The 22,684-nt window shown below is 73.8% G+C and carries 20 protein-coding genes and 1 riboswitch; of the genes, 6 read left to right on the top strand and 14 right to left on the bottom strand.

What is annotated here, in order from left to right; all coding sequences use genetic code 11:
• The first annotated feature begins 95 nt into the window (after positions 1-95).
• The 5 genes from ACNJ93_RS27335 to ACNJ93_RS27315 are packed head-to-tail and all read left to right on the top strand — an operon-like array spanning position 96 to position 5,351.
• Entirely contained in the window at positions 96-1,055 is a 960-nt protein-coding gene (locus ACNJ93_RS27335; RefSeq protein ID WP_418960111.1) for an STM4015 family protein, read from the top strand.
• The gene (locus ACNJ93_RS27330; RefSeq protein ID WP_418960110.1) at positions 1,052-2,236 is read left to right on the top strand and encodes an STM4014 family protein; all 1,185 of its coding nucleotides are present in this window, start codon (positions 1,052-1,054) and stop codon (positions 2,234-2,236) included. Before ACNJ93_RS27335 ends, ACNJ93_RS27330 begins: the two co-directional genes overlap by 4 nt.
• A gap of 29 nt (positions 2,237-2,265) precedes the next feature.
• The gene (locus ACNJ93_RS27325) at positions 2,266-3,081 is read left to right on the top strand and encodes an STM4013/SEN3800 family hydrolase (RefSeq protein ID WP_418960109.1); all 816 of its coding nucleotides are present in this window, start codon (positions 2,266-2,268) and stop codon (positions 3,079-3,081) included.
• Positions 3,082-3,092: 11 nt separating this feature from the next.
• On the top strand, positions 3,093-4,445 hold the full coding sequence (locus ACNJ93_RS27320) for an STM4012 family radical SAM protein (protein ID WP_418961544.1): 1,353 nt from the start codon (positions 3,093-3,095) through the stop codon (positions 4,443-4,445).
• Between the two features lie 9 nt (positions 4,446-4,454).
• A complete protein-coding gene (locus ACNJ93_RS27315; RefSeq protein WP_418960108.1) occupies positions 4,455-5,351 on the top strand; it encodes an STM4011 family radical SAM protein in 897 nt (298 codons plus the stop codon).
• Positions 5,352-5,377: 26 nt separating this feature from the next.
• Here ACNJ93_RS27315 and ACNJ93_RS27310 read toward each other — a convergent pair whose 3' ends face one another.
• Positions 5,378-6,172, bottom strand: a complete 795-nt coding sequence (locus ACNJ93_RS27310) for an SGNH/GDSL hydrolase family protein (protein ID WP_418960107.1) — start codon at positions 6,170-6,172, stop codon at positions 5,378-5,380.
• Positions 6,173-6,366: 194 nt separating this feature from the next.
• On the bottom strand, positions 6,367-7,317 hold the full coding sequence (locus ACNJ93_RS27305; RefSeq protein WP_418960106.1) for a M23 family metallopeptidase: 951 nt from the start codon (positions 7,315-7,317) through the stop codon (positions 6,367-6,369).
• Positions 7,318-7,321: 4 nt separating this feature from the next.
• Positions 7,322-7,474, bottom strand: a riboswitch (cyclic di-AMP (ydaO/yuaA leader).
• Between the two features lie 404 nt (positions 7,475-7,878).
• On the opposite strand from ACNJ93_RS27305, the gene ACNJ93_RS27300 reads away from it, so the two are divergent.
• On the top strand, positions 7,879-8,691 hold the full coding sequence (locus ACNJ93_RS27300; RefSeq protein WP_418960105.1) for a tyrosine-protein phosphatase: 813 nt from the start codon (positions 7,879-7,881) through the stop codon (positions 8,689-8,691).
• Between the two features lie 19 nt (positions 8,692-8,710).
• Here ACNJ93_RS27300 and ACNJ93_RS27295 read toward each other — a convergent pair whose 3' ends face one another.
• From ACNJ93_RS27295 to ACNJ93_RS27240, 12 genes are all read right to left on the bottom strand, one after another.
• Entirely contained in the window at positions 8,711-8,863 is a 153-nt protein-coding gene (locus ACNJ93_RS27295) for a DUF6126 family protein (RefSeq protein ID WP_418960104.1), read from the bottom strand.
• A 20-nt stretch (positions 8,864-8,883) separates the two neighbouring features.
• Positions 8,884-9,504: a helix-turn-helix domain-containing protein gene (locus ACNJ93_RS27290; RefSeq protein ID WP_418960103.1), complete on the bottom strand. Its 621-nt coding sequence runs from the start codon at positions 9,502-9,504 to the stop codon at positions 8,884-8,886.
• Between the two features lie 87 nt (positions 9,505-9,591).
• Positions 9,592-11,034 (bottom strand): aspartate aminotransferase family protein, encoded by a 1,443-nt coding sequence (locus ACNJ93_RS27285; RefSeq protein ID WP_418960102.1) that lies wholly within the window; start codon positions 11,032-11,034, stop codon positions 9,592-9,594.
• The gene (gene dxs, locus ACNJ93_RS27280; protein WP_418960101.1) at positions 11,031-12,929 is read right to left on the bottom strand and encodes a 1-deoxy-D-xylulose-5-phosphate synthase; all 1,899 of its coding nucleotides are present in this window, start codon (positions 12,927-12,929) and stop codon (positions 11,031-11,033) included. Before dxs ends, ACNJ93_RS27285 begins: the two co-directional genes overlap by 4 nt.
• Positions 12,930-13,007: 78 nt before the next feature.
• Complete coding sequence (gene hpnH, locus ACNJ93_RS27275; RefSeq protein WP_418960100.1) at positions 13,008-14,030, bottom strand: adenosyl-hopene transferase HpnH; 1,023 nt, start codon at positions 14,028-14,030, stop codon at positions 13,008-13,010.
• Between the two features lie 6 nt (positions 14,031-14,036).
• The gene (locus tag ACNJ93_RS27270; RefSeq protein ID WP_418960099.1) at positions 14,037-14,702 is read right to left on the bottom strand and encodes a 1-hydroxy-2-methyl-2-butenyl 4-diphosphate reductase; all 666 of its coding nucleotides are present in this window, start codon (positions 14,700-14,702) and stop codon (positions 14,037-14,039) included.
• Positions 14,702-16,705 carry a squalene--hopene cyclase gene (shc, locus tag ACNJ93_RS27265; protein ID WP_418960098.1) on the bottom strand — a complete coding sequence of 668 codons (2,004 nt, stop codon included), beginning with the start codon at positions 16,703-16,705 and terminating at the stop codon, positions 14,702-14,704. The genes ACNJ93_RS27270 and shc overlap by 1 nt, the downstream gene beginning before the upstream one ends.
• Before the next feature lie 107 nt (positions 16,706-16,812).
• The gene (locus ACNJ93_RS27260) at positions 16,813-17,913 is read right to left on the bottom strand and encodes a polyprenyl synthetase family protein (RefSeq protein WP_418960097.1); all 1,101 of its coding nucleotides are present in this window, start codon (positions 17,911-17,913) and stop codon (positions 16,813-16,815) included.
• Positions 17,910-19,382 (bottom strand): hydroxysqualene dehydroxylase HpnE, encoded by a 1,473-nt coding sequence (gene hpnE / locus ACNJ93_RS27255; protein WP_418961543.1) that lies wholly within the window; start codon positions 19,380-19,382, stop codon positions 17,910-17,912. Before hpnE ends, ACNJ93_RS27260 begins: the two co-directional genes overlap by 4 nt.
• A 400-nt stretch (positions 19,383-19,782) precedes the next feature.
• Complete coding sequence (gene hpnD, locus ACNJ93_RS27250; protein WP_418960096.1) at positions 19,783-20,733, bottom strand: presqualene diphosphate synthase HpnD; 951 nt, start codon at positions 20,731-20,733, stop codon at positions 19,783-19,785.
• On the bottom strand, positions 20,730-21,641 hold the full coding sequence (gene hpnC / locus ACNJ93_RS27245; RefSeq protein WP_418960095.1) for a squalene synthase HpnC: 912 nt from the start codon (positions 21,639-21,641) through the stop codon (positions 20,730-20,732). Before hpnC ends, hpnD begins: the two co-directional genes overlap by 4 nt.
• A gap of 352 nt (positions 21,642-21,993) precedes the next feature.
• Complete coding sequence (locus tag ACNJ93_RS27240) at positions 21,994-22,647, bottom strand: TetR/AcrR family transcriptional regulator (protein ID WP_418960094.1); 654 nt, start codon at positions 22,645-22,647, stop codon at positions 21,994-21,996.
• Positions 22,648-22,684 lie beyond the last annotated feature (37 nt).

Below are 22,684 nucleotides of genomic sequence, written 5' to 3'. Positions count from 1 at the left end.
ACCCCCGGCGCGCGTTGTCGCAGGGGCTTGGTACAACTGCTCGGGTCAGCCGCGTCAATGCCGTCCGCCGGGGAGCCGGTGTCTGGAGCACAGTCATGACCATTGGGTCGCATCTGGAGGAGCTGCGGGGGCTGCCCGTGTTCGAGTTCCCCGAGCCCGGCGGTACGGTTCCGCTGCCCGAGCCGGAGGCGGTGGCCTGGCGGCTGTCCGGGCCGACGTACCGGGACGGCGACGAGGAGGACTGGCCCGAGATCTTCGACCGGTTCCTGGCGACGGTCGACACCCGCCGGGTCCGCTCGCTGGTCGTCGGCGGCTGGGAGGACGCGTACGAGACCGACTCCTCGGCGATCGTCGCGCGCCTGATCGGCGCGAACAACAGGCTCACCGGCCTGGAGGCGCTCTTCATCGGCGACATGACGTTCGAGGACTGCGAGATCTCGTGGATCCAGCAGAGCGACGTGACGCCGCTGCTCGCCGCCTACCCCGGGCTGCGCAGCCTCGGGGTGCGGGGCGGGAGCAACCTCGCGTTCCCGCCCGTCTCGCACGCCTCCCTGGAGCACCTGGTCGTCGAGTCCGGCGGTCTCGGCGCGGACGTCGTGCGCGGCATCGCCGGCAGCGACCTGCCCGCCCTGAAGGACCTGGAACTGTGGCTCGGCACCGACCAGTACGGCGCGGACAGCGTGCCGGGCGACCTGGCGCCCCTGCTCGCCGGTACGCACGTCCCGGCCCTGCGCCGGCTCGCCCTGCGCAACAGCGTCATCCAGGACGAGATCGCCGAGGCCGTCTCGGGCGCCCCGGTCGTCGCCCGCCTGGAGCACGTGGACCTGTCGATGGGCACGCTCGGCGACATGGGCGCGGTGGCGCTGCTCGGCGGGCAGCCGCTCACGCACCTCGCCTCGCTGGACCTCTCGCACCACTACCTGTCCGAGGAGATGCAGGAGCGGATCCTCGCCGAACTCGCCCCGCACGGCGTCAAGGTCCTGATGGACGAGGCGCAGGAGGAGGAGGACTGGGGCGGCGGCGAGATGCACCGGTACGTCTCGGTCGGCGAATGACCGCCGCCCCGCGCCTCGTCGTCGTCGGCCACCCGGAGCACCGCCGCGTCGCGTACTTCCGCGCCGCGGTCCGGGCCGCCGGGCTGCCGGAGGCTCGGGTCGTGTCCTGGCTGGACGCGGTGCGGGGCACGGCGCGCTTCGCCGCGGGCGAGTCCGTACGGCTCGACTCGCCGGGCGAGGAGCCGGAGGTCGACCGGTTGCTGCGCGGGGTCACGGATCCGACCCGCGTGGAGGGCAGCGGCCGCTGGTACGCGCGGTTCACCGCGGCGGTCGCCGGTCTGGCCGCCTCGGCGGCCACGGCCGGCGCGGAGCTCGTCGACGATCCGGCCGAGCCGGCGGTGCTGTTCGACAAGCGGCTCACCCACGGCCGCCTGCGCGCGGCCGGCGTGCCCGTGCCCGATTCGCCGACCTCGGGGCCCGGTGCGCCCGTGCTCACGGGCTGGGCGGACGTACGGGCGCGGATGGCAGAGACCGGTATGCGGCGGGTGTTCGTGAAGCTCGCCCACGGCTCCTCCGCCTCCGGCGTGCTCGCGGTGGAGACGAACGGCGCCGGCCGCGTCCACGCCACCACCTCGGTCGAACGAGCCCCGGACGGACGGCTGTTCAATTCGTTGCGGGTGCGCCGCTACACCTCCGAGTCCGAGGTCGCCGCGATCGTCGACGCGCTCGCGCCCGACGGCCTGCACCTGGAGCGCTGGCTGCCCAAGGCGGCGCAGGGCGGCCGCAGCGCCGATCTGCGGGTGGTGGTGATCGACGGCCGGGCCACGCACGCCCTCGTCCGTACGAGCCGCTCGCCGCTCACCAACCTCCATCTGGGCGGCGCCCGGGGCGATCTGGACGCGGTCCGGACCGCCGTCGCCGCGGCCGGCGGCAGTTGGCCGGAGGTGCTCGGGGTGTGCGAGCGGGCCGCCGCCGCGTTCCCCGGCACCCGCTGCGTGGGCGTGGACCTGCTGCCCGCGACCGGCTGGCGGCGCTTCGCCGTCGGCGAGGTCAACGCCTTCGGCGACCTGCTGCCCGGGCTCACCGGCCTGCCCGGCAGCGGCGCCGAGGGCCTCGACACGTACGCGGCCCAGGTCGCCGCCCTGCTCCGTACCGGCCGTACCTCCCAGAAACGCCCGCCCGAGAACCGCACACCCCAGCGCCCCCCGCACCGCACCACCACAGGAACCACCCACCCATGACCGCACCAGCACCAGCACCAGCACCCGACATGAACGAGCTCGTGGGCAGCCACGACCTCCTGCTCGTCACGCTCGACACCCTCCGGTACGACGTGGCCGCCGAGCTCGCCGCGGCGGGCCGCATACCGAACCTCGCCCGGCATCTGCCCGGCGGCGCGTGGGAGCGGCGGCACGCCCCCGGCAGCTTCACCTACGCCTCCCACCAGGCGATGTTCGCCGGCTTCCTGCCCACCCCGGCCTCCCCCGGCCCGCATCCGAGGCTCTTCGCCGCCCGGTTCGCGGGCAGCGAGACCACCGCCGGCGGCACGTTCGTGTACGACACGCCGGACCTGGTCTCCGGTCTCGCGGCCGAGGGCTACCGCACGGTGTGCATCGGCGGTGTCGGCTTCTTCAACAAGCAGGGCGCGCTGGGCTCGGTGCTGCCCGGCCTGTTCCAGGAGAGCCACTGGGAGCCGGAGTTCGGCGTCGCCTCGCCCGCCTCCTTCGAGGCGCAGGTGGCCCGCGCGGAACAGGTCGTGGCCGGACTGCCGCGGGAGCGGCGGCTGTTCCTCTTCGTGAACGTGGCCGCGCTGCACCAGCCGAACTGGTTCCATCTGCCGGGCGCGACCCGGGAGTCGGGCGACTCCCGGGCCAGCCACGCGGCCGCGCTGGAGTACGTGGACCGGCACATCTGCCGCCTGTTCGCGGCGATGAGCAGCCGTCGCCGCTGCTTCGCGATCGTCTGCTCCGACCACGGCACGGCGTACGGCGAGGACGGCCACACCGGGCACCGCGTCGGCCACGAGACCGTGTGGACGGTGCCGTACGCGCAGTTCTTCCTGGACTCCCTGGAGGGACCGGCATGACGTCGACCGGCATGACGTCGACCGGCATGACGGACCAGGACCTGTCCCCCCGCCCGTACCAGAGCTACGTCTACGCCTACCCGCACAAGACGGCCTACCGGAAGCTCACCGACCGCCCCCGCCTGGCGGACGAGTGGGCCGGCGAGCCGAAGGACGCGCTCTCCCTCTACGCCCACATTCCGTTCTGCGAGGTCCGCTGCGGCTTCTGCAACCTGTTCACCCGGATCGGCGCCCCCGACGAGCTCACCACCCGGTACCTCGACGCGCTCGACCGGCAGGCGACGGCGGTCCGCGAGGCGCTGGGCGACGCCGAGCCCGTCCGGTTCGCCACGGCCGCGTTCGGCGGCGGCACCCCGACCTTCCTGACGGCCGCCGAACTGGAGCGGCTCTGCGACATCGCCGAGCAGCGGATGGGCGCCGATCTGCGCGCGGTGCCGCTGTCGGTGGAGTCCTCCCCCGCGACGGCGACCGCGGACCGGCTCGCGGTCCTCGTGGACCGGGGCGCGACCCGGCTGAGCCTGGGCGTGCAGAGCTTCGTCGAGGAGGAGGCGCGGGCGGCGGTGCGGCCGCAGCGCCGCTCCGACGTGGAGGCGGCGCTCGGCCGCATCCGGGACAGCGGGGTGCCGGTCCTCAACATCGACCTCATCTACGGCATCGACGGCCAGACGGAGCGGAGCTGGCGGCGGTCGCTGGACGCGGCGCTCGCCTGGCGGCCCGAGGAGCTGTACCTCTACCCGCTCTACGTCCGCCCGCTGACCCCGCTCCAGAAACGCGCGCACGCCTCCGACCGGGAGTGGGACGAGCAGCGGCTGCGGCTGTACCGGCACGGCCGCGACCACCTCCTCGCCCACGGCTACGAGCAGGTGTCCATGCGGATGTTCCGGCGTGCGGACGCCCCGCCGCAGGGCCCGGACGACTACGCCTGCCAGACGGACGGCATGATCGGGCTCGGCTGCGGCGCCCGCTCGTACACCTCCCGGCTCCACTACTCCTTCGACTACGCCGTCGGCATGGGCGAGATACGCACGATCATCGACGCGTACACCGCGACGGAGGACTTCTCCCGCGCCGAGGTCGGCCGCCGGGTCGACAAGAGCGAGGCGCGCCGCCGCCATCTGCTGCAGTCCCTGCTCCAGGCGGAGGGCCTGCGGCTGGAGGAGTACACGGAGCGGTTCGGGTCCTCGCCGTTCGCGGACTTCCCGGCCGAGCTGGCCCGGTTCGAGGACCGGGGCTGGCTGGACGGGGACGCCCCGGCGGGCCGGCTGCGGCTGTCGGCGCAGGGGCTGGCGTACTCGGACGGGCTCGGCCCCGAGCTGTTCTCGCCGGCGGTGCGGGCGGCCATGGCCGCGTACGAGCCGAAGTAGGGGCCGGGCATGGACCTGACGATCCTCTACCGCGGCCCGCTGTCCTCCTGCGACTACGACTGTCCGTACTGCCCGTTCGCCAAGCGCCGCGACAGCCGGGAGCAGCTGCGCGCGGACCGGGCCGCGCTGGAGCGGTTCACGGCCTGGGCGGAGGCGGCGGGACGGGACGGGGACCGGCTGAAGATCCTTTTCACGCCGTGGGGCGAGGGCCTGGTCCGTTCCTGGTACCGGCGCGCCCTCGTCGAGCTGTCGCGGCTGCCGCACGTGGAGCGGGTGGCGATCCAGACGAACCTGAGCTGCCGCACGGAGTGGCTGGCGCAGGCGGACCTGGAGTCGGCGGCGCTGTGGTGCACGTACCACCCGGGCCAGACGCCGTACGACCGCTTCCTGGCCAAGTGCCGCGACCTCGCGGACCGGGGCGTCCGGTTCAGCGTGGGCGTGGTCGGGCTGCCGGAGCACCTGGAGGAGGCCCGCCGGTTGCGCGCCGCGCTGCCGGACCACGTGTACCTGTGGGTGAACGCGGCGGAGGGGCGCACGTACACGGACGCGGAGGCCGGTCGGTGGACGGCCCTGGACCCGCTGTTCCCGTACAGCCGGTCGCCGCATCCCTCGGCCGGGCTGCCCTGCCGGACCGGCGAGTCGGTGGTCTCGGTGGACGGCGACGGCACGGTCCGGCGCTGCCATTTCGTCCGGGCCGAGCTGGGCAACCTGTACGACGGCTCGTACCGGGCGGCGCTGCGCCCCCGGGCCTGCCCGCTCGCGCGGTGCGACTGCCACATCGGGTACGTGCACCTGGAGACGCTGCCGCTGTACGACGTGTTCGCCGGCGGGGTCCTGGAACGGATCCCCGCCGGACATATCCCCGCCGGTCACATCCCCGCCGGACACCGGCCGCCCGTGGCCTGACCGCTGAAGCAGTCCGCCCCTGACCGCTACAGCGGCAGCAGGTCGGGCCGCTTGGCGGTCACGTGGTCGCCGGAGCTCTCCCCGCGCAGCCGGCGGCCGATCCAGGGGACCAGGTACTCGCGCGCCCACTGGATGTCGTCGCGGGTGACCTCCAGCGCGCCGCGCGGCGGCAGCGGCGGCCAGGGCTGGTCCGGGTCGGCCGGCACCGGCAGGCCGAGGACCTGGGCGGCGCGCAGCGCGACGCGGGTGTGCCCCTCGGGCGACAGGTGCAGCCGGTCGTCGTCCCAGGCCCGCCTGTCCTGCACGGACTTGAGCGACCACAGGTCCAGGACGGGGCAGCCGTACCGGTCGGCGACGGCGCGCACGTGGGCGGTGTAGGTGGCGATCTTGCCGCGCAGGTGCTTGAGCACCGGCACGCCCCGGGTGTCGAAGCCGGTGGTCACCATGACCGTGCCGACGGCGGAGGTGAGGTCGGCGACGGCGCGCTCGAAGCGTTCGGCCACGTCGTCGGGGTCGCTGCCGGGCCGGATGATGTCGTTGCCGCCGGCGCAGAACGTCACCAGGTCGGGGGCGAGCTCCTTGGCGCGCGGGACCTGTTCCGCCACGATCTGGTCGAGGAGCCTGCCGCGCACGGCGAGGTTCGCGTACCGGAACGCGTCGGGCTCGGGAAGCTGGTCGGCGAGCAGGACCGCGAGCCGGTCCGCCCAGCCGACGAAGGTCCCGTCGGGGGCGGGGTCGCCCACCCCCTCGGTGAAGCTGTCGCCGATCGCCGCGTACGACCCGAATGCGTCAATGTCTCTGGATCTCGAATCGTCTGCCACGGGACTGTATCTTTCCGTCCCGGTTGTGACCTACGCGACCGTAAGGAGGGGTTGACGCGGGGTGAGATACGCCACCGGTCAAGATCTTCCCAACTCGGAATAGGCCGGAGTACGCGGAGGCACGCCGAAGCACGCCGGAGGCCCGGCACGTGAGGTACGTGCCGGACCTCCGGGAGCCGCTGTCGGAGCGGTCGTCAGATCGAGACGCCGTGGCTGCGCAGGTAGGCCAGCGGGTCGACGTCCGAGCCGTAGCTCGGGCCGGTGCGGATCTCGAAGTGCAGGTGCGGGCCGCTGGAGTTGCCGGTCGAGCCGGACAGGCCGATCTGCTGGCCGCCGCGCACGGACTCGCCGGCCGAGACGGCGAGCGAGGAGAGGTGCGCGTACTGCGAGTAGGTGCCGTCCGCGTGCTGGATGACGACCTCGTTGCCGTACGCGCCGCCCCAGCCGGCGGAGACCACGGTGCCTGCGCCGACGGCGCGGACGTTGGTGCCGGAGGCGGCGATGAAGTCGACGCCGGTGTGGTAGCCGGAGGACCACATGGCGCCGGAGGCGCGGTACGGGGTGGAGACGCCGCCGTCGACCGGGGCGACCCAGCCGGACGCGGCTGCCGGGGCGGCGGTGCGCTCGGCGCTGCGGGAGCTGCGGGTCTCCTCGGCGGCCTTGGCCTTCGGGGCGGGCTTCGGCGCGGCCTTGCGCTCGGCCTTGGCGGCCGGCTTGGGCGCGGCGGCCTTGGCGGCGGGCTTGGCCGTGGACTTGGCGCCGAGGGTGAGCTTCATGCCCGGCAGGATCAGGGCCGGGTCGTCGCCGACGACCTGGCGGTTGTCGGCGTACAGCTTCTTCCAGCCGCCGGCGACGTCGTGCTCGTCGGCGATCTTGGAGAGGCAGTCGCCGCGGACGACCGAGTAGATCTTCGCCTTGGCCTTGGCCTTCGCCTTGACGACGGCGGTCTGCGGGGCGGCGGCCGGCTGGGCGGCGGCCACGGTGGCGACGCGCTCGGCGGCGGCCGGGGCGGCCTGCTCCGCGGCGTGCGCGCCGGTGGCGCCGAACAGCGGCAGGGCGACGACCGCGCCGCCCGCGCCGGCGGCGACGAAGCCGCGGGTCAGCGAATTGACCTTGGGACGGCGATGCTTACCCTTCGGGGGCATGGCGAATTCCTCTCCGTCGCCTGCGAGGTGAGCTGTCGGGTTCGGACTGGAGTTGTCCGGCCGCGCGCTGCGCGACTTCACCCCGAGCCGTCCTCCGGAGAGGAACGGCGTGTTACCTGGGTCCCCCGCTCCTGCCGTACGTGGGTGGGTGCGGAAATCCGGACGGTGGCAGGATTCGGCGGTCCGACCGGAGTGAGCGTGACGCTAGACGAGCCGAGTCGGCGGGAACAAGCCGCGCATTCCCCTGTGCATTCCTCGCCGGGGAATTCCGTTCGGAATTCCGGTCACCCTCCGTGGACGACGGATCTTCGTTTTCCTTTCCGGGCACGGCATTTGGAAAAGATGATCAGGCACGGACGGTCACGGTTATGACGCTGCTCACGCCCCGAAACCCATCTCCCCTGCAATCAGGGCGCGTTATCCCCAATCCCCCAATTCGGACAGACAGCGCATTACCGTCCAGGGGGGTGCGGCGCGAGGGACGGACCCTGGATGATTGCCCCGGGAACCGATCTCTTCCGGGAACCGACCCCTCTCCGCCACCGAGCACCAGGAGTACCCGTGACGCAGCAGACGCCGCAGGCCCCGCCGACCGAACCCGAGCTGACGGGGGTTCGCAACTTCCGTGACGTGGGCGGTCTGCCGACCGTGGACGGCCGGACCGTGGCCGCGGGCCGGCTCTTCCGCAGCGGACACCTCGCGCACGCCACCGAGGAGGACGCGGCGTTCCTGACGACCCTCGGACTGCACACGATCTTCGACTTCCGCAACGAGGCGGACCGGAAGTTCGAGGGCCTGGACGTCGAGCTGCCCGGCGTGCGCAACGTCCACATACCCCTGAACGACCCCGCAGACGGCAAGGAGTTCTGGAAGCTGGTGCGCTCGGGCGACCTCGCCCAGCTGCGGGAGATCCTCGGGCACGGCAGAGCGGCCGCCCGAATGTCCGATTCATACCGGAAGATGATTGTGCAGCGGACGGCCGAGCACAGCCGGATCGTGCACGCCCTGGCCGAGGACAGCGTCCCGGCTCTGATGCACTGCGCGGCGGGCAAGGACCGCGCCGGCCTGTCGATCGCGGTGTCGCTGCTCGCCGTCGGCGTCGAGCGCGAGGCCATAGAGGCCGACTACGTGAAGTCGAACGCGCCGCACCGCCGCTACAAGGTGCACCGCAGCTCCAGCGCCCCGGACGGGACGTCGCCCGAGGTCATGGAGCTGCTGAGCCCCCTGTTCGACGCCCGCCCGGAGTACCTGCGGGCCGCGTTCGCGCAGATGGAGGAGACGTACGGCTCGGTCGAGGGCTACCTCACCGAGGGGCTGAAGCTCTCGGCCGAGACCCGGGAGCGGCTGCGCGCCCGGCTGCTCACCGAGGCGTGACCGCCGTACGAGCCGCCCCCTACTGCTGGCCGCCCAGCGCGAAGAGCAGGTACAGGAAGCCCGCGAAGAGGTGGCCGGCGATCAGGTAGGCGAACAGGCGCAGCACCAGGCCCTTGGGGAACCTGCCGCCGCCGCGCTCCTCACCGGTGACGGCAGTCGACTTGTCGGACATGTCGGGAACCTCCGTGGGATTCAACGCCGGTGCGGGCTCGGGTCGCCGAGGCACAGCTCGGCGGCGGGGCTCTGCAGCAGCGTGTGGACGAACAGCAGGTCCGCGCCGTCGCGGGTGGCGGCGCCGATGCGGTGCGGGGTGAGCGAGTCGAAGTGCGCGCTGTCCCCCGGGTCGAGTACGTGCACGGCGTCGCCGAGGGCGAGCCGCACCCGGCCGTGCAGGACGTGGATCCACTCCTCGCCGGGGTGGACCCGCACGATGTCGGCCCGGGTGGCGTGCGGGACGTGCACCCGCAGCGCCTGGAGCGCCCGGCCGGCCCCGCCCGCCTGGTGGTACACCCAGCCGTCGGCCTCGACCGGCTCGGACCGGCCGGCCCGGACGATGGGGTCGTGTTCCGGGGGAACCTCGCCCAGGAGCGCGGAGACCGTCGTACCGTAGATGCGGGCGAGGGCCAGCAGCATCGGCAGCGAGGGCTGCCGGCGGCCCGTCTCGAGCCGGGACAGATGGGCCGGCGAGAGGCCGGCCCGCTGGGCGGCGGCCTCCAGGGTCAGTCCCCTGCGCCGGCGCAGTCCGCGCAGCTGCGGGGCGACGTCGGGCAGGGCCTCCGGGGCGGGCTCCCCGGGCAGGTGCTCGTGCTCCATGCCCCCATTCCGCCAGGATCTTGCCCCTGGGGCAACTTTCTTGCCTCAGGGGCAAAAAGCCGCGGGGACACCTCCCGGGCCGCGCCCTCAGCGCTGCGCCACCGCCTGCTTGACCAGCGTCTTCCCGAAGTCCCACATCAGTCCCCCGCCGGCGTGCGCCTCGTCCATGACCGCCGTGAAGGCCGTGACGAACCGGTCGACGTCGGCCTCGTCGAGGACCAGCGGCGGGATCAGCTTGATCACCTCCAGCCGGTCTCCGGACACCTGGGTGAGGATCCGGTGCCGCTGGAGCAGCGGGACGACGACCATCTGGGCGAAGAGCCCCTTCCGCGCCGCCTGGAGCATGGTCCAGCGGCTGCGCAGGCCCATGGACGAGGGCCGACCGAACTCGATGCCGATCATCAGCCCCCGGCCGCGGATCTCGTGCAGCAGCTCGTAGCGCGGCACCAGCTCCTCCAGCCGTGCCTTCAGCAGCCCGCCGACCCGCCGGACGTGCGCGACCGTGCCCTCCTGCTCCATCACGGACAGCACGGCGAGCCCGGCCGCCATGGCCTGGGCGTTGCCGCCGAAGCTGGCGGAGTGGACGAGGACCCGGTCCATCGACGAGTAGACCTTCTTGAAGATCCAGTCCCGGCCGAGGGTCGCGCCGACCGGCACGTACCCGCCGGACAGGGCCTTCGCCACGCAGACCAGGTCCGGTTCGACGCCCTCCTCGTGCTGGTACGCGTAGAAGTCGCCGGTCCGGCCGAGACCGGTCTGCACCTCGTCGGCGATCAGCAGCGCCTGGTGCCGGCGCAGCAGCTCCTGCGCGGCGCGCAGATAGCCGGGCGGGGCCTCGTGCACGCCCTTGCCCTGGATCGGCTCGACGATCAGCGCCGCCACGTCGCCGCGCCGCAGCTCGCGCTCCAGGGCGTCGAGGTCGCCGAGCGGGACCGCCGTGTCGGGCAGCAGCGGCGCGAAGCCGTCGCGGAAGCCGCGCTCGCCGTTGACGGAGAGCGATCCGGTGGTCAGTCCGTGGAAGGCGTGGTCGCAGTACAGCACCCTGGGCCGGCCGGTGGCGTACCGGGCGAACTTCAGGGCGGTCTCGACGGCCTCGGTGCCGCTGTTGCCGAAGAAGACCCGGTCCAGGTGCGGGCTGTGGCCGAGCAGCCGCTCGGCGAGCAGTCCCGGCAGCGGCGGGCAGTCGAACCGGGTCAGGTCGGCGAGCTGCGCGTCCAGGACGTCGTGGAGGGCCTTGCGGACCACCGGGTGGTGCCGGCCGAGGCCCATCACGCCGAAGCCGGCCAGCATGTCGAGGTGGTCGTTGCCCTCGGCGTCCCAGAAGTGCGCGCCCTCGGCCCGTTCGTAGACCCGGTCGAAGCCGATGGTGTGCAGCATCCGCGGCAGCTGGTGGTTGAGGTGCTTCGCGTGCAGCTCGTACCGCTCCGCGCCGCGCTCGGCGAGCAGCCGCCGCAGGTCGAAACCGCCGCTCCCACCGGGCTCGGCGGGCTCGCCGGTCCCGGCCGGCTCGCCGGTCGGTTCGTACGTCATGCCGGGTCCTCCTTGCCTGCGCGTGCCTCCCGGCCCGCGAGCGCGGCCCCGACCCGGCCGGCGATCTCCACGGGGGTGAGGCCGATCTCGGCCAGGACCTCCTTGCGGGAGGCGTGGGCGAGGAACTGCCCGGGGATGCCGAAGGTGCGCAGCGGCACGTCCACCCCGGCGTCCCGCAGCGCCTGGCCGACGGCGGCGCCGACGCCGCCGGTGCGGCAGTTGTCCTCGACGACCGCGACCAGCCGGTGCCCGGCGGCCAGCGGCGGCAGCGCCGGATCGACCGGCTTGACCCAGCGCGGGTCGACGACCGCGCAGCGCACGCCGGTGCCGGCGAGCAGCTCCGCCGCGCCGAGGCAGACGCCGGCCATCGCGCCGACGGCGACGAACAGCACCTCGGCGGCCTCGTCCCGGCGCAGGACGTCCATGCCGCCGATCCGGCCGAGCGCGGGCAGCGGCGCGCCGACGGCCTCCTTGGGGAAGCGCAGCAGCGTGGGGGCGTCGTCGACGTCGAGGGCCTCGCGCAGCTGGGCACGCAGCTGGTCGGCGTCGCGCGGGGCGGCGATCCTCAGGCCGGGCACGACCTGGAGGAGCGAGAGGTCCCACATGCCGTTGTGGGAGGGCCCGTCGTTGCCGGTGACGCCGGCCCGGTCCAGGACGAAGGTGACGCCGCACCTGTGCAGGGCCACGTCCATCAGGACCTGGTCGAAGGCGCGGTTGAGGAAGGTCGCGTAGACGGCGACGACCGGGTGGAGGCCGCCGGTGGCGAGGCCGGCCGCGGACACGGCGGCGTGCTGCTCGGCGATCCCGACGTCGAAGACCCGCTCGGGGAAGCGGGCGGCGAACTTCGTCAGGCCGACGGGGTGCAGCATGGCCGCCGTGAGGGCGACCACGTCGGGCCGTTCCTCCCCGGCCTCGGCGAGCGCGTCGCCGAAGACGGAGGTCCAGGACGGCCCGGCCGGCGGGCTCAGCGGCAGGCAGGTCCGCGGGTCCATCGCGCCGACCGCGTGGAACCGGTCGGCCTCGTCCTCCAGGGCGGGCCGGTAGCCGCGTCCCTTCTCGGTAATGCAGTGGACGAGGACGGGGCCGGTGAACCCCTTGGCGCGGCGCAGCGCGGATTCGACTGCCTCGATGTCGTGGCCGTCGACCGGTCCGACGTACTTCAGGCCGAGGTCCTCGAAGAGCCCCTGGGGCGCGAAGGCGTCCTTGAAGCCCTTCTTCGCGCCGTGCAGCGAGTCGTACAGCGGCCGGCCGACGACCGGGGTGCGTTCCAGGACGTCCTTGCCCCAGGACAGCAGCCGCTCGTAGCCGTCGGCGGTGCGCAGGGCCGCGAGGTGGCGGGCGAGCCCGCCGATGGTCGGCGCGTACGAGCGCTCGTTGTCGTTGACGACGATGACGAGCGGGCGGTCCTTGGCGGCGGCGATGTTGTTCAGGGCCTCCCAGGCCATGCCGCCGGTGAGCGCGCCGTCGCCGATGACGGCGACCACGTGGTGCGGGCGGCCGAGCAGCCGGCCGGCCTTGGCGAGGCCGTCGGCCCAGCCGAGGACGGTGGAGGCGTGCGAGTTCTCGATGACGTCGTGCTCGGACTCCTCGCGGGAGGGGTAGCCGGACAGGCCGCCCTTGCCGCGCAGCTTGGAGAAGTCCTGGCGGCCGGTGAGCAGTTTGTGCACGTAGCTCTGGTGGCCGGTGTCCCACAGGACCTTGTCCCGCGGGGAGTCGAAGACCCGGTGCAGGGCGAGGGAGAGCTCCACCACCCCCAGGTTGGGCCCCAGGTGGCCACCGGTCCTGGCCACCGCCTCGATGAGGAACGCGCGGATCTCCTCGGCGAGTTCGCCGAGTTGCGGGGCGGTGAGCGGCCTGAGGTCGCGCGGTCCCCTGATGGTCTCCAGAATCGTCATGCTCGGCCCCCTGTCGGATCCGGTCCGGCCCCCGCCCCGCCCGGCGCGCCGGTGCCCGCCGTGCCCGCGCTCACGACGTCACCCCCGGTTCTGGGAGACGGTCTCGCGGGCGGCGCGCAGGGACTCCTTGAGCGAGCCCATGGTGGCGAGGACGGCGGTGGGTTCGTAACCGCAGTGCGCCATGCAGTTGGCGCAGCGCGGGTCCTTGCCGCGCCCGTACGCGTCCCAGTCGGTGTCCTCGACGAGCTCGCGGTACGTGGGGACGTAGCCGTCGCTCATCAGGTAGCAGGGGCGCTGCCAGCCGAACAGGGAGTAGTTGGGGATCGCCCAGGCCGTGCAGGGGAAGTCGGCCTTGCCCTCCAGGAAGTCGAGGAAGAGCGGGGAGTGGTTGAGCCGCCAGCGGCGCCGGTTGCCGCCCGCGAAGGCCTTGCGGAACAGTTCCCGGGTCTGCTCGACGCCGAGGAAGTGCTCCTGGTCGGGGGCCTTCTCGTAGGCGTAGGCTGGCGAGATCATCATCTCGTCGACCTGGAGGTCGTCGTTGAGGTAGTTCAGCACCTCGATGACGGTCTGGGGGGTGTCGGTGTTGAAGAACGTCGAGTTGGTGGTCACCCGGAAACCGTGCCGCTTGGCCTCCTTGATCGCGGCGACCGCCTCGTCGAACACTCCTTCCTTGGCGACGGACTCGTCGTGCCGCTCGCGCAGCCCGTCGATGTGCACCGCGAAGGCGAAGTACGGGGAGGGGGTGAAGTTCTCCAGCTTCTTGCGCAGCAGCAGCGCATTGGTGCAAAGGAAGACGTACTTCTTGCGGGACACCAACTGGCGCACGATCTCGTGGATCTGAGGATGCATCAGCGGCTCGCCGCCCGCGATGGAGACCATGGGCGCGCCGGACTCGAGCACCGCGCCGACCGCCTGGGCGACGGGCATGCGCTGCTTGAGGACGCCCGCCGGGTGCTGGATCTTCCCGCAGCCCTCGCACTTCAGGTTGCAGGCGTACAGCGGCTCCAGTTCCACGATCAGCGGGAACTTGTCCCGCTTCCGGAGCTTCTGTTCGACGAGGTAGGTCCCGACGCGGAACGACTGACGGAGCGGCATGGCCATACTCGCTCACCTCCTGGGGAGCAGCAAAGAACGGTGCCATTCGAAGAATGCGGGCAGGACGGCACGAAGAACACGGAAGGCTGATATTCCCCCGCGTACCGTGCCGATCCGGACCAGCTCGTGCTCTGGAGCGTCCACGACCACCCGGACGGCCGCAACCGGACGCGGTCCGGCGGCCAGCGCGGTGTGCAGCGTGGCGGCGGACTCCATGTCGACCGCGATCGCGCCGCCGGCCAGCAGCTCGGCGCGCTCCTGGCCGCGTACGACGTGGTCGGAGCCGGTCAGCGGGCCGGTGTGCACGGTGCGCTCGGGCAGCGTCCGCACCAGCGCCTTGACCAGCAGCTCCGTGGCCGTGCAGGGCGTGGTGCCGGCCGGGCCCCGGGTCTCCTCGGCGACGACCAGGTCCCCGGGGTGCATCCCGGGGGCGAGGCCGGCACAGAAGCCGGAGGCGAGCACGGCGGCGTCGCGCCAGGGCTCCCGGTCCAGATGCCGGGCGACGGCGCGACGGGCGTGGACCGGGCCCATGCCGGTGCGCAGCACGGTCACCGGGCCGGCCGCGCCGCCGAGGCCGCCGCTGCGCAGGGCGAGCTGCTCGATGCCGAGCGCGCAGGCGATCAGCAGCGGCGGCGCGGAACCGGCCGGTACGGCGGCGGGCTCCGGTCCGCGGGGCATCAGCCCTCCCCGGCGTGGGCGGGCAGTCCGGCGGGTACGGGTTCGCCGTTGAGGTACCGGCCGAGCGCGGTGAGCGGGAAGACCTGCCGGTACAGGTGGTAATTGATGGAGAAGTCCCAGGGGAAGCCGGTGCCGGTGTAGTACGGCTCGTCCCAGGTGCCGTCCGCGCGCTGCGTCCGGGCGAGCCAGGCGACGCCGCGGCGGACCGCCTCGGTGTCCCGTTCCCCGGCGGCCAGCAGCGAGATCAGCGCCCAGGCGGTCTGCGAGGCGGTGGAGACGCCGCGGCCGATCCAGCCGCGGTCCCGGTACGAGCGGAGGTCCTCGCCCCAGCCGCCGTCCTCGTTCTGCACGGACTCCACCCAGGCGACGGCCCGGCGGAGCGCGGGGTGCGTCCCGGGCAGCCCGGCCGCGGCGAGCGCGGGGACCACGGAGGCGGTGCCGTACAGGTAGTTGACTCCCCAGCGGCCGAACCAGCCGCCGCAGACGTCCTGTTCGGCGAGGAGCCACTCGATGCCCCGGCGTGCGCTGGGGTGGTGGGCCTTGCCCTCGTAGCCGAGCACCTCGACGACGTGCGCGGTGACGTCGGCGGACGGCGGGTCGATCACCTCGCCGAAGTCGCAGAACGGCAGCCGGTTGGGGAAGGGGCTGGTGTTGTCGGCGTCGAAGGCGCCCCAGGCGCCGTTGCGCGACTGCATGCCGACGGTCCAGCGGGCGGCGCGGCGGACGGCGGCCTCGACGCGGGCGGGCTCGGGGTGCTTCACCCGGCGCAGGGCGAGGATCACCTCGGCCGTGTCGTCGATGTCCGGGTAGGTGTCGTTGTGGAACTCGAACGCCCAGCCGCCGGGGTCGAGCCGGGGCCGGCGGACGGCCCAGTCGCCCTTCTTCAGGACCTCCTCGCCGAGCATCCAGTCGACCGCCTTCACCAGGGCGGGGTGGTCGGGGGCGAGGCCGGCGTCGGCGAGCGCGATGGTGGCCAGGCAGGTGTCCCAGACCGGCGACTGGCAGGCCTCGATCATGCGGGAGCCGTCCTCGCGCCACACCGCGAACCGGTCGAGCGACTCCAGCCCGGCCCGGATCACCGGGTGCCGGAGGTCGTGGCCGAGGAGGTGCAGGGCGATCAGCGAGTACACGGCCGGGGGCTGGATGCCGCCCCAGCAGCCGTCGTTCTCCTGCCGTTCGACGATCCAGCGGGCGGCGGCGTTCATCGCCGCCCGGCGCAGCCGGCGCGGTGCGAAGCGGTGGTAGACGTGCAGCGCCTTGTCGATCCGCTGGAAGATCCCGTCCCAACTGCCGGCCGGGGCGAGCGGCTTGGGCGGGTTGGGCCGGGCCGGGTCGGTGTGCAGCTCGGTGAGCGCGAAGGGCGCGGGGCGCACGGGGCGCAGCGCGGAGACCACGCTGAGCGGCACGATGGTCTGCCGCGCCCAGCAGCCGAAGTCATAGATGTTCAGCGGGAACCAGGAGGGCAGGAAGATCAGCTCGGGCGGCACCTCGGGCAGGTCGTCCCACTTCCACCAGCCGAACAGGGCGAGCCAGATCCGGGTGAAGACCCGTGCGCCGGCGATGCCGCCGTGGGCGCGGATCCAGGCGGCGGCCCGCGCCATGTGCGGGTCCTCGGGGCGGTCCCCGGCGAGCCGGAGCGCCACGTACGCCTCGACGGTGGTGGACAGTTCGCCCGGTCCGCCGTGGAAGGTGGCCCAGGTGCCGTCCTCGCGCTGTTCTCCGCGGATGTACAGGGCGGCGGCGCGGGTGGTCCTCTCGTCCCCGATGCCCAGGAACTGACGGAGCAGCAGGTCCTCGGCGTCCATGGTGACGTTGGTCTCCAGGTCGCCCTTCCACCAGCCGGCGGCGTCCTGGCGGGCGAGGAGGTCGTCGATCGCGCGGCGCGCGGCGCGTGCCGCGGCGTCACGGACGTCGCCCGGTACGGGTGGTGCGTCGGTCGTTCGGCCGGCCTCGGCAGCACGGGGGTCCACGGCCCCGGCGCTTCCGTCGGTCGTCGCTGTCATGGCGTCCCCTTCGTGCAGTCGGTTGCTTCTGCTTCTTCGGGTCTGCCGTCGGCCGGCGCCGGGTGGCGCCGGCCGGCGACCGCGCACTCATATCTGGGTGATGATGATCATCTCTTCCGTACGACGACGAAGTCGGCGAGCGCGACGAGCTGTTCGCGCACCCGCTCGGGCATGTCCACCTCGTGCAGGGCCTCGACGGCGACGGCGTGCTGGCGGCGGGCCTCCTGGGAGGTCCACTCGCGGCCTCCGGCCTCCTCGATGAGGGCGGCGCGGGCGGCGAACTCGGCCTCGGAGAACGAGTCGAAGTCGGTGCTCTTCGCGTCGGCGGCGAGCAGCGTCCCGAGCCGCTCGGACGCCGGGCCGCCGGCAGCGAGGGCGGCCACCACCGGCAGCGACTTCTTGCGCTGGCGCAGGTCGCTCCAGGTCTGCTTGCCGGTGGACTCCGGGTCGCCCCAGATGCCGAGCAGGTCGTCCACGGCCTGGAAGGCCAGGCCCAGGTGGTAGCCGTACTCCTCCAGCTTGTCGGCGGTGCGGTCGTCGGCGCCGCCGAGCACCGCGCCGATGGAGACGGCGCAGGCCAGCAGCGCGCCGGTCTTGTTGCCCTCCATCGTCAGGCACTCCTCGACCGTCACCCGCTCGCGGTGCTCGTAGGAGATGTCCTGCGCCTGCCCGTCGATCAGCTTGCGGGTGGCGGTGGTGAGCCGGCGGGTGGCGCGGCCGGCCTCGACGGTGCCGAGTTCGAGCAGCAGCTCGTTGGCGAGCGCGAACAGCGCGTCGCCGACGAGGATCGCCTGCGCGGGGCCGTGCACCTTCCAGACGGTGTCGCGGTGCCGGCGCTGCTCGTCGCCGTCCATCAGGTCGTCGTGCAGCAGCGAGAAGTTGTGCACCAGCTCGACCGCGACGGCGCCGGGGATGCCGACCTCCGCCGGTGCGCCGGCCGCCTCGGCGGAGATCAGCGCGAGCGCGGGGCGCACGGCCTTGCCGCTGTCGGCGTCCGTGGGGTTGCCGTGCGCGTCGATCCAGCCGAAGTGGTAGGCGGCGACGGTGTCCATGGGCGGGGCGAGGCGGTCGACGGCCGCCCGCAGCACGGGGGTGGACAGGGTCCGCCCCCGCTCCAGAAGTGCGGTCACGTCCGCGGTGTCGACAACCGGGTTGCCCGGGCGCACAGTCGGCACGGTCTCTCCTCTTGTTCCGGTACTCACGCTCATACCGCCTCCTGCAGCGGGTGTTCATGGCGGCGGCCGAGGTCCGAGAGCGCCGCGCCGGCGGCGCTGAAGCCGCTGCGCACGGCACCCTCCATGGTTGCGGGCCAGCCGGTGTCCGTCCACGCGCCGGCCAGTGCGAGGCCGGGTGCGGACGTACGGGCGCCGGGGCGGAGCCGACCGACGCCCGGGGTGGGCGCGAACGTGGCCGTCCGCTCCCGGGTGACGAAGAAGTCCCGTACGCCGGCGCCGCGGGCGGCCGGCAACAGGCGTTCCAGCTCCGGAAGATACCGTTCCCGCAGGGTGGCCACGGGTTCGTCGATCTCGGCCTGCGCGGCGGACTGCGAGACGGCCAGGTATTGGCCGCCCGCCCGTCGCCCGCCACCACCCTTGTTCGAGGGCCCTTCGGGCCCGCCCCCCGACAGCAGCCCCGAGGAGTCGGTCCGGTCGAAGACCCACTGCACCGGCGAGCCGAGCGTGGTGAAGAAGGGCCGCCTGAGCACCTTGCGGTCGTAGACGACGTGGAGGTTGAGGATCGGCGCGGTGCCGATGTCGAGCAGCCGGTCGGGGTCGTCGAGGGCGCCCTCGGGCAGCAGGCCGTGCGCCTCGCGCTGCGGGACGGCGAGGACGACGGCGTCGGCGTCGTACGTCTCGCTCTCGGTGCGGACGGTCCAGCGGCCGTCGTCGGTGCGGGCGATCCGCTCCGCCTTGGTGCGCAGTTCGGTGCGGACGCCGCGGGCGTCGAGGGCCTTGCGGGCGCGGGTGTCGTGGAGTTCGCCGAGGGGCACGTGGGCCCAGCCGATGTCGGCGGCGCCCGGCTCGGAGAGCAGCCCGGTCTTGAAGACCATCGCGGCCAGGCCCATGGACGCTTCGGGGGCGGGGGCGTTGAGGGTGGGGATCCCGACGAGGTCCCACAGGGCCTCGACGGCGCGCCGCGACTGGCCGTGCCGGCCGAGCCAGGTGGCGAAATCGATGCCGTCCAGGGCCGGGTCGGCGGGGTCGAGCTTCCGCAGCGCGAGCGCGGCCCGGGCCACGCCGAGCCGTTCGGCCGGCGACAGGTGCGGGTACGTGGCGAGGCTGCCGGCGAGGTGCAGCGGCACCGGCAGGGCGGTGCGGCGCAGCCGGCCGAGCCGGGGGCCGCGGGGGTGGGCGACGTCGAGGACGGGCACGTCCAGCCGCTTCTGCAGCGGGGCGAGCCGGGCTCCCTCGACCTGGTCGAGGAACCAGCGGTAGGCGGTGCAGCAGCGCAGGTAGACGTGCTGGCCATTGTCGACGGTCAGCTCGCCGCGCCGGAAGGAGAACGCCAGCCCGCCGAGCCGGGGCCGGCCTTCGAGCAGCGTGACCCGCGCCCCGGAGTCGGCGAGCCGCAGGGCGGCGGTGATCCCGGCGAGCCCCCCGCCGACGACGACGGCATGCGGCCGCGCTCCGCCGGACGACCACGCGGCATCCGGCCGGGAGTCGCCTGCCGGGCGCATGCCGGACGGCTGCGAGCCGTTCACCGACACCACGACGGCCGGCCGCGAGCCACCGCCCGATCCCGGCGCGGACGACCGCGAGCCGTTCACCGACGCCGCCGCGGACGGCCGGGAATCGCCGGCCGGGCCCGCGGCAGCAGGCCGGGAGCCGTTCACCGTTGCCGCCACGGACGCCCGCCGGTCATCCGCCGGTCCCGGCGCGGACGACCGCGAGCCGTTCACCGACGCCGCCGCGGGGACGGGGGTGTTCTCGTCGTTCATGCGGTGCCTTCCCCTCGGTCCGGCGTCGAGGGGGACGTGGCGGAGTCCGGGCGGGGCGTCCCGCCGTCGGTCCACGGTCCCGCGGCCGCGCGCACGCGGGCGCGGGGTTCGCCGAATCGGCTCACTTGTTCCACCGACCTCACACGCGCCTCCTCACGGTGCGCCGGGAGACGTGCCGGGCGTCCAGGCCGGACAGGCCGCGCACGGCGACGTACGCCTTCTCCGGGCCGGGCAGCGAGACCCGGCCGCGCAGCACCGCGCCGGGTTCGCGCTCGATCCGGTCGAGCAGCCGGCGGTAGATCCCGGCCATGGCCGCCACGCAGGCCCCGCTGCGCCGGTCGAGCAGCGGCAGCAGCCGGTAGCCCTCGGCGAACAGGGCGCGGGCGCGCCGGACTTCGTAGTGCACGAGACCGGCGAAGTCGGCCCCCGCCGGCGGCGCGGCGGCGGGGAAGCCGTCGGTGCAGCCGAACTTGGCGAGGTCGTCGGCGGGCAGGTAGACCCGCCCGTTGCCGGCGTCCTCGCGGACGTCCCGCAGGATGTTGGTGAGCTGGAGCGCGAGCCCCAGCGTGTCGGCGTACTCAGGGGCGCGCTCGGCGCCGGGCGCGCCGGGCTGGGTGCCGAAGACGCCCAGCGAGAGCCGGCCGATGGCGCCCGCGACGCAGCGGCAGTAGACCTTGAGGTGGTCCCAGGTCTCGTACGTCTCGCCGCGCACGTCCATGAGGACGCCGTCGATGAGCTCGTCGAGGCCCTCCAGCGGGATCGGGAAGCGCTCGGCGGCGTCGGCGAGGGCGACGGCCACCGGGTCGGTGTCGTCCTGCTCGACCACGCCCTTGCGGATCCGCTCCAGGACCCCGCGGGTGGCTTCCAGGCGCTCGCGCTTGGCCTCGGGCGGGAGGTCGCCGTCACCGATGTCGTCGACCCGCCGGGAGAAGGCGTACAGGGCCGACATGGCCTGGCGCTTCTCCGTCGGCAGCAGCCGGATCCCGTACGCGAAGTTGCGGGCCTGCTGTCCGGTGACGGTCTCGCAGTAGCTGTAGGCGGCCCGCACCGGCGCGGACAGCTCGCTGTGCTGCTCCACGGCCGGGCTCACCTCTCTCTCCGCGCCCCGAGCAGGACCCGGGCCACCGCGCGGGCCAGCACCGGACGGCTCGCCCGGGGCGGGCCGGCCAGGACGTCGAAGCCGGCCGCGCCGATCGCGTCCAGGGCTGCGTGCCCGCCGCCGGCGAAGCCGGCCAGCAGCAGCCGGAGCCGGCCGTGCACGCTGCCGATCAGCGGGGCCCCTTCGTCGAGCAGGTCGCGGGCGCGGGCGGCCTCGAAGGCGATCAGGCTGCGCACGGAGGCGTTCGCGGTGGGCCGGGCCAGGTCGTCCTCGGTGACGTGGAAGCGCTTGAGGTCCTCGGCGGGCAGGTAGATCCGGTCCCGGCCGAGATCCTCGGCGACGTCCTGGAGGTGCTCGACGAGCTGCAGGGCGGTGCAGATCGCGTCGGAGCGGCGCAGCCGCTCGGGGGTGGCGGTGCCGGTGAGGGCGAGCACCAGCCGGCCGACGGGGTTGGCGGAGAGCGCGCAGTAGGCGGCGAGGTCGTCGTACGTCTCGTAACGGCGGACGATCTGGTCCTGCCGGTTCGCCTCGATCAGGCCGAGGAACGGGCCGGGGGTGAGGGAGCGGCGCCGTACGGTCGGCTGGAGGGCCCGGAGCAACGGGTGCTGCGGGGTGCCCTCGAAGACCCGCATGAGGTCGGCCTCGAAGGCGTCGAGCAGGGCCACCGGGTCGTCGGCGTACTCGGGGTCGACGCCGAGGTGGCGGGCGTCGTCGCCGCCGAGGGCGAGGTCGCCGTCGCCGATGTCGTCGACGAGACGGGCGTAGCCGTAGACGGCCATGAGGTCGTCGCGCCAGGCGCGGGGCAGGAAGAACGGGGCCACGGGGAAGTTCTCGTGCGCCGCCTTGGCGAGTGTGGTGCGCGTGGAGGCGTCGGGGCGCACCTGCCCGGCTCCCGTCACTGCGGGCTTCCCGACGCGGGGACGGCCATACCCTCGCAGAGCTGGAGATCATCCGTCATTGCCGTCACATCTCCGTTCTACACTGCCGACCCAATACATCCTATTTCGGACACGCCGCCGGTCCTCGCCGTGAAGCGGCACCCCGCGGGGCACCTCGGGACGTATCACCTCACTTGCCGTGAATCAGCACCGCTACAGCTTACGTTGTACAACGCGGGACGCCTCGTCGGGGTGCACGACGCAGCAGGTCGGGGGCACGGGGTCGTGCCAACCGCCCCGTCCACGGCGGAACTTGACGCGCACACGGCCGCCGTTACCCGTTCGTGACCGCCCGTCGGCCGGTCACGGCCCCTCAGCCGGCCCGCACTCCGGAGAGCACCATCGCCAGCGTCCGCTCCACGACCCCGTCCCGGCGCGGGGCCGGCAACCGCCGCAGCGGGCCGTCCACCAGCAGCAGGGACAGCCCGTGGACGGCGGACCAGGCCGCCGCCCGGACGTCCGGAGCGGGCCGCCGGGGCACCGGGCCGGCCGCGGCCAGGGCCGCCAGGGCCTCGTCGAGCAGGGCGAACGCCCGTACCTCGGGCTCCTCGGCCGGCTCCCCCGCCTCCGGGAGCCAGCCCATGGCGCACGGCGGGCGCGGGGTGCAGAAGGCCGCCCGGTACAGCCCCGGCTCGGCGAGCGCGAAGGCGACGTAGCCGCGGACCAGGGCGGCGAGCCGGCGCTCGGCCGCGAGGACCGGGTCGTCCGAGCCGGGATCCCGGCCGGCGGCGCGCTCCATGGCCTCGGCGAGCGCCTCCTGCGCGTGGCGCTTCACGGCGCCGAGGAGCTCGCCCTGCCCGTCGAAGTGACGGTAGGCCGCGGTGGGCGAGACACCGACCCGGCGGGCCGCCTCACGCAGCACGACCCGCTCGGGGCCGCCGTCCGCGGCGAGGTCGACGGCGGCGTCGACCAGCGCGTTCCGCAGATCGCCGTGGTGATAGGACTTGCCCGCCGGGTTCGCAGCCATGGGCTCATCCTGCCCGATGTTGACCGCATGAACATTC

Origin of the sequence: Streptomyces tritici, assembly GCF_048500665.1 — a bacterium.
Taxonomy (GTDB): Bacteria; Actinomycetota; Actinomycetes; order Streptomycetales; family Streptomycetaceae; genus Streptomyces; species Streptomyces tritici.
Note: the sequence above shows the minus strand (reverse complement) of the source record. Positions and strands in the feature narration are given on the sequence as shown.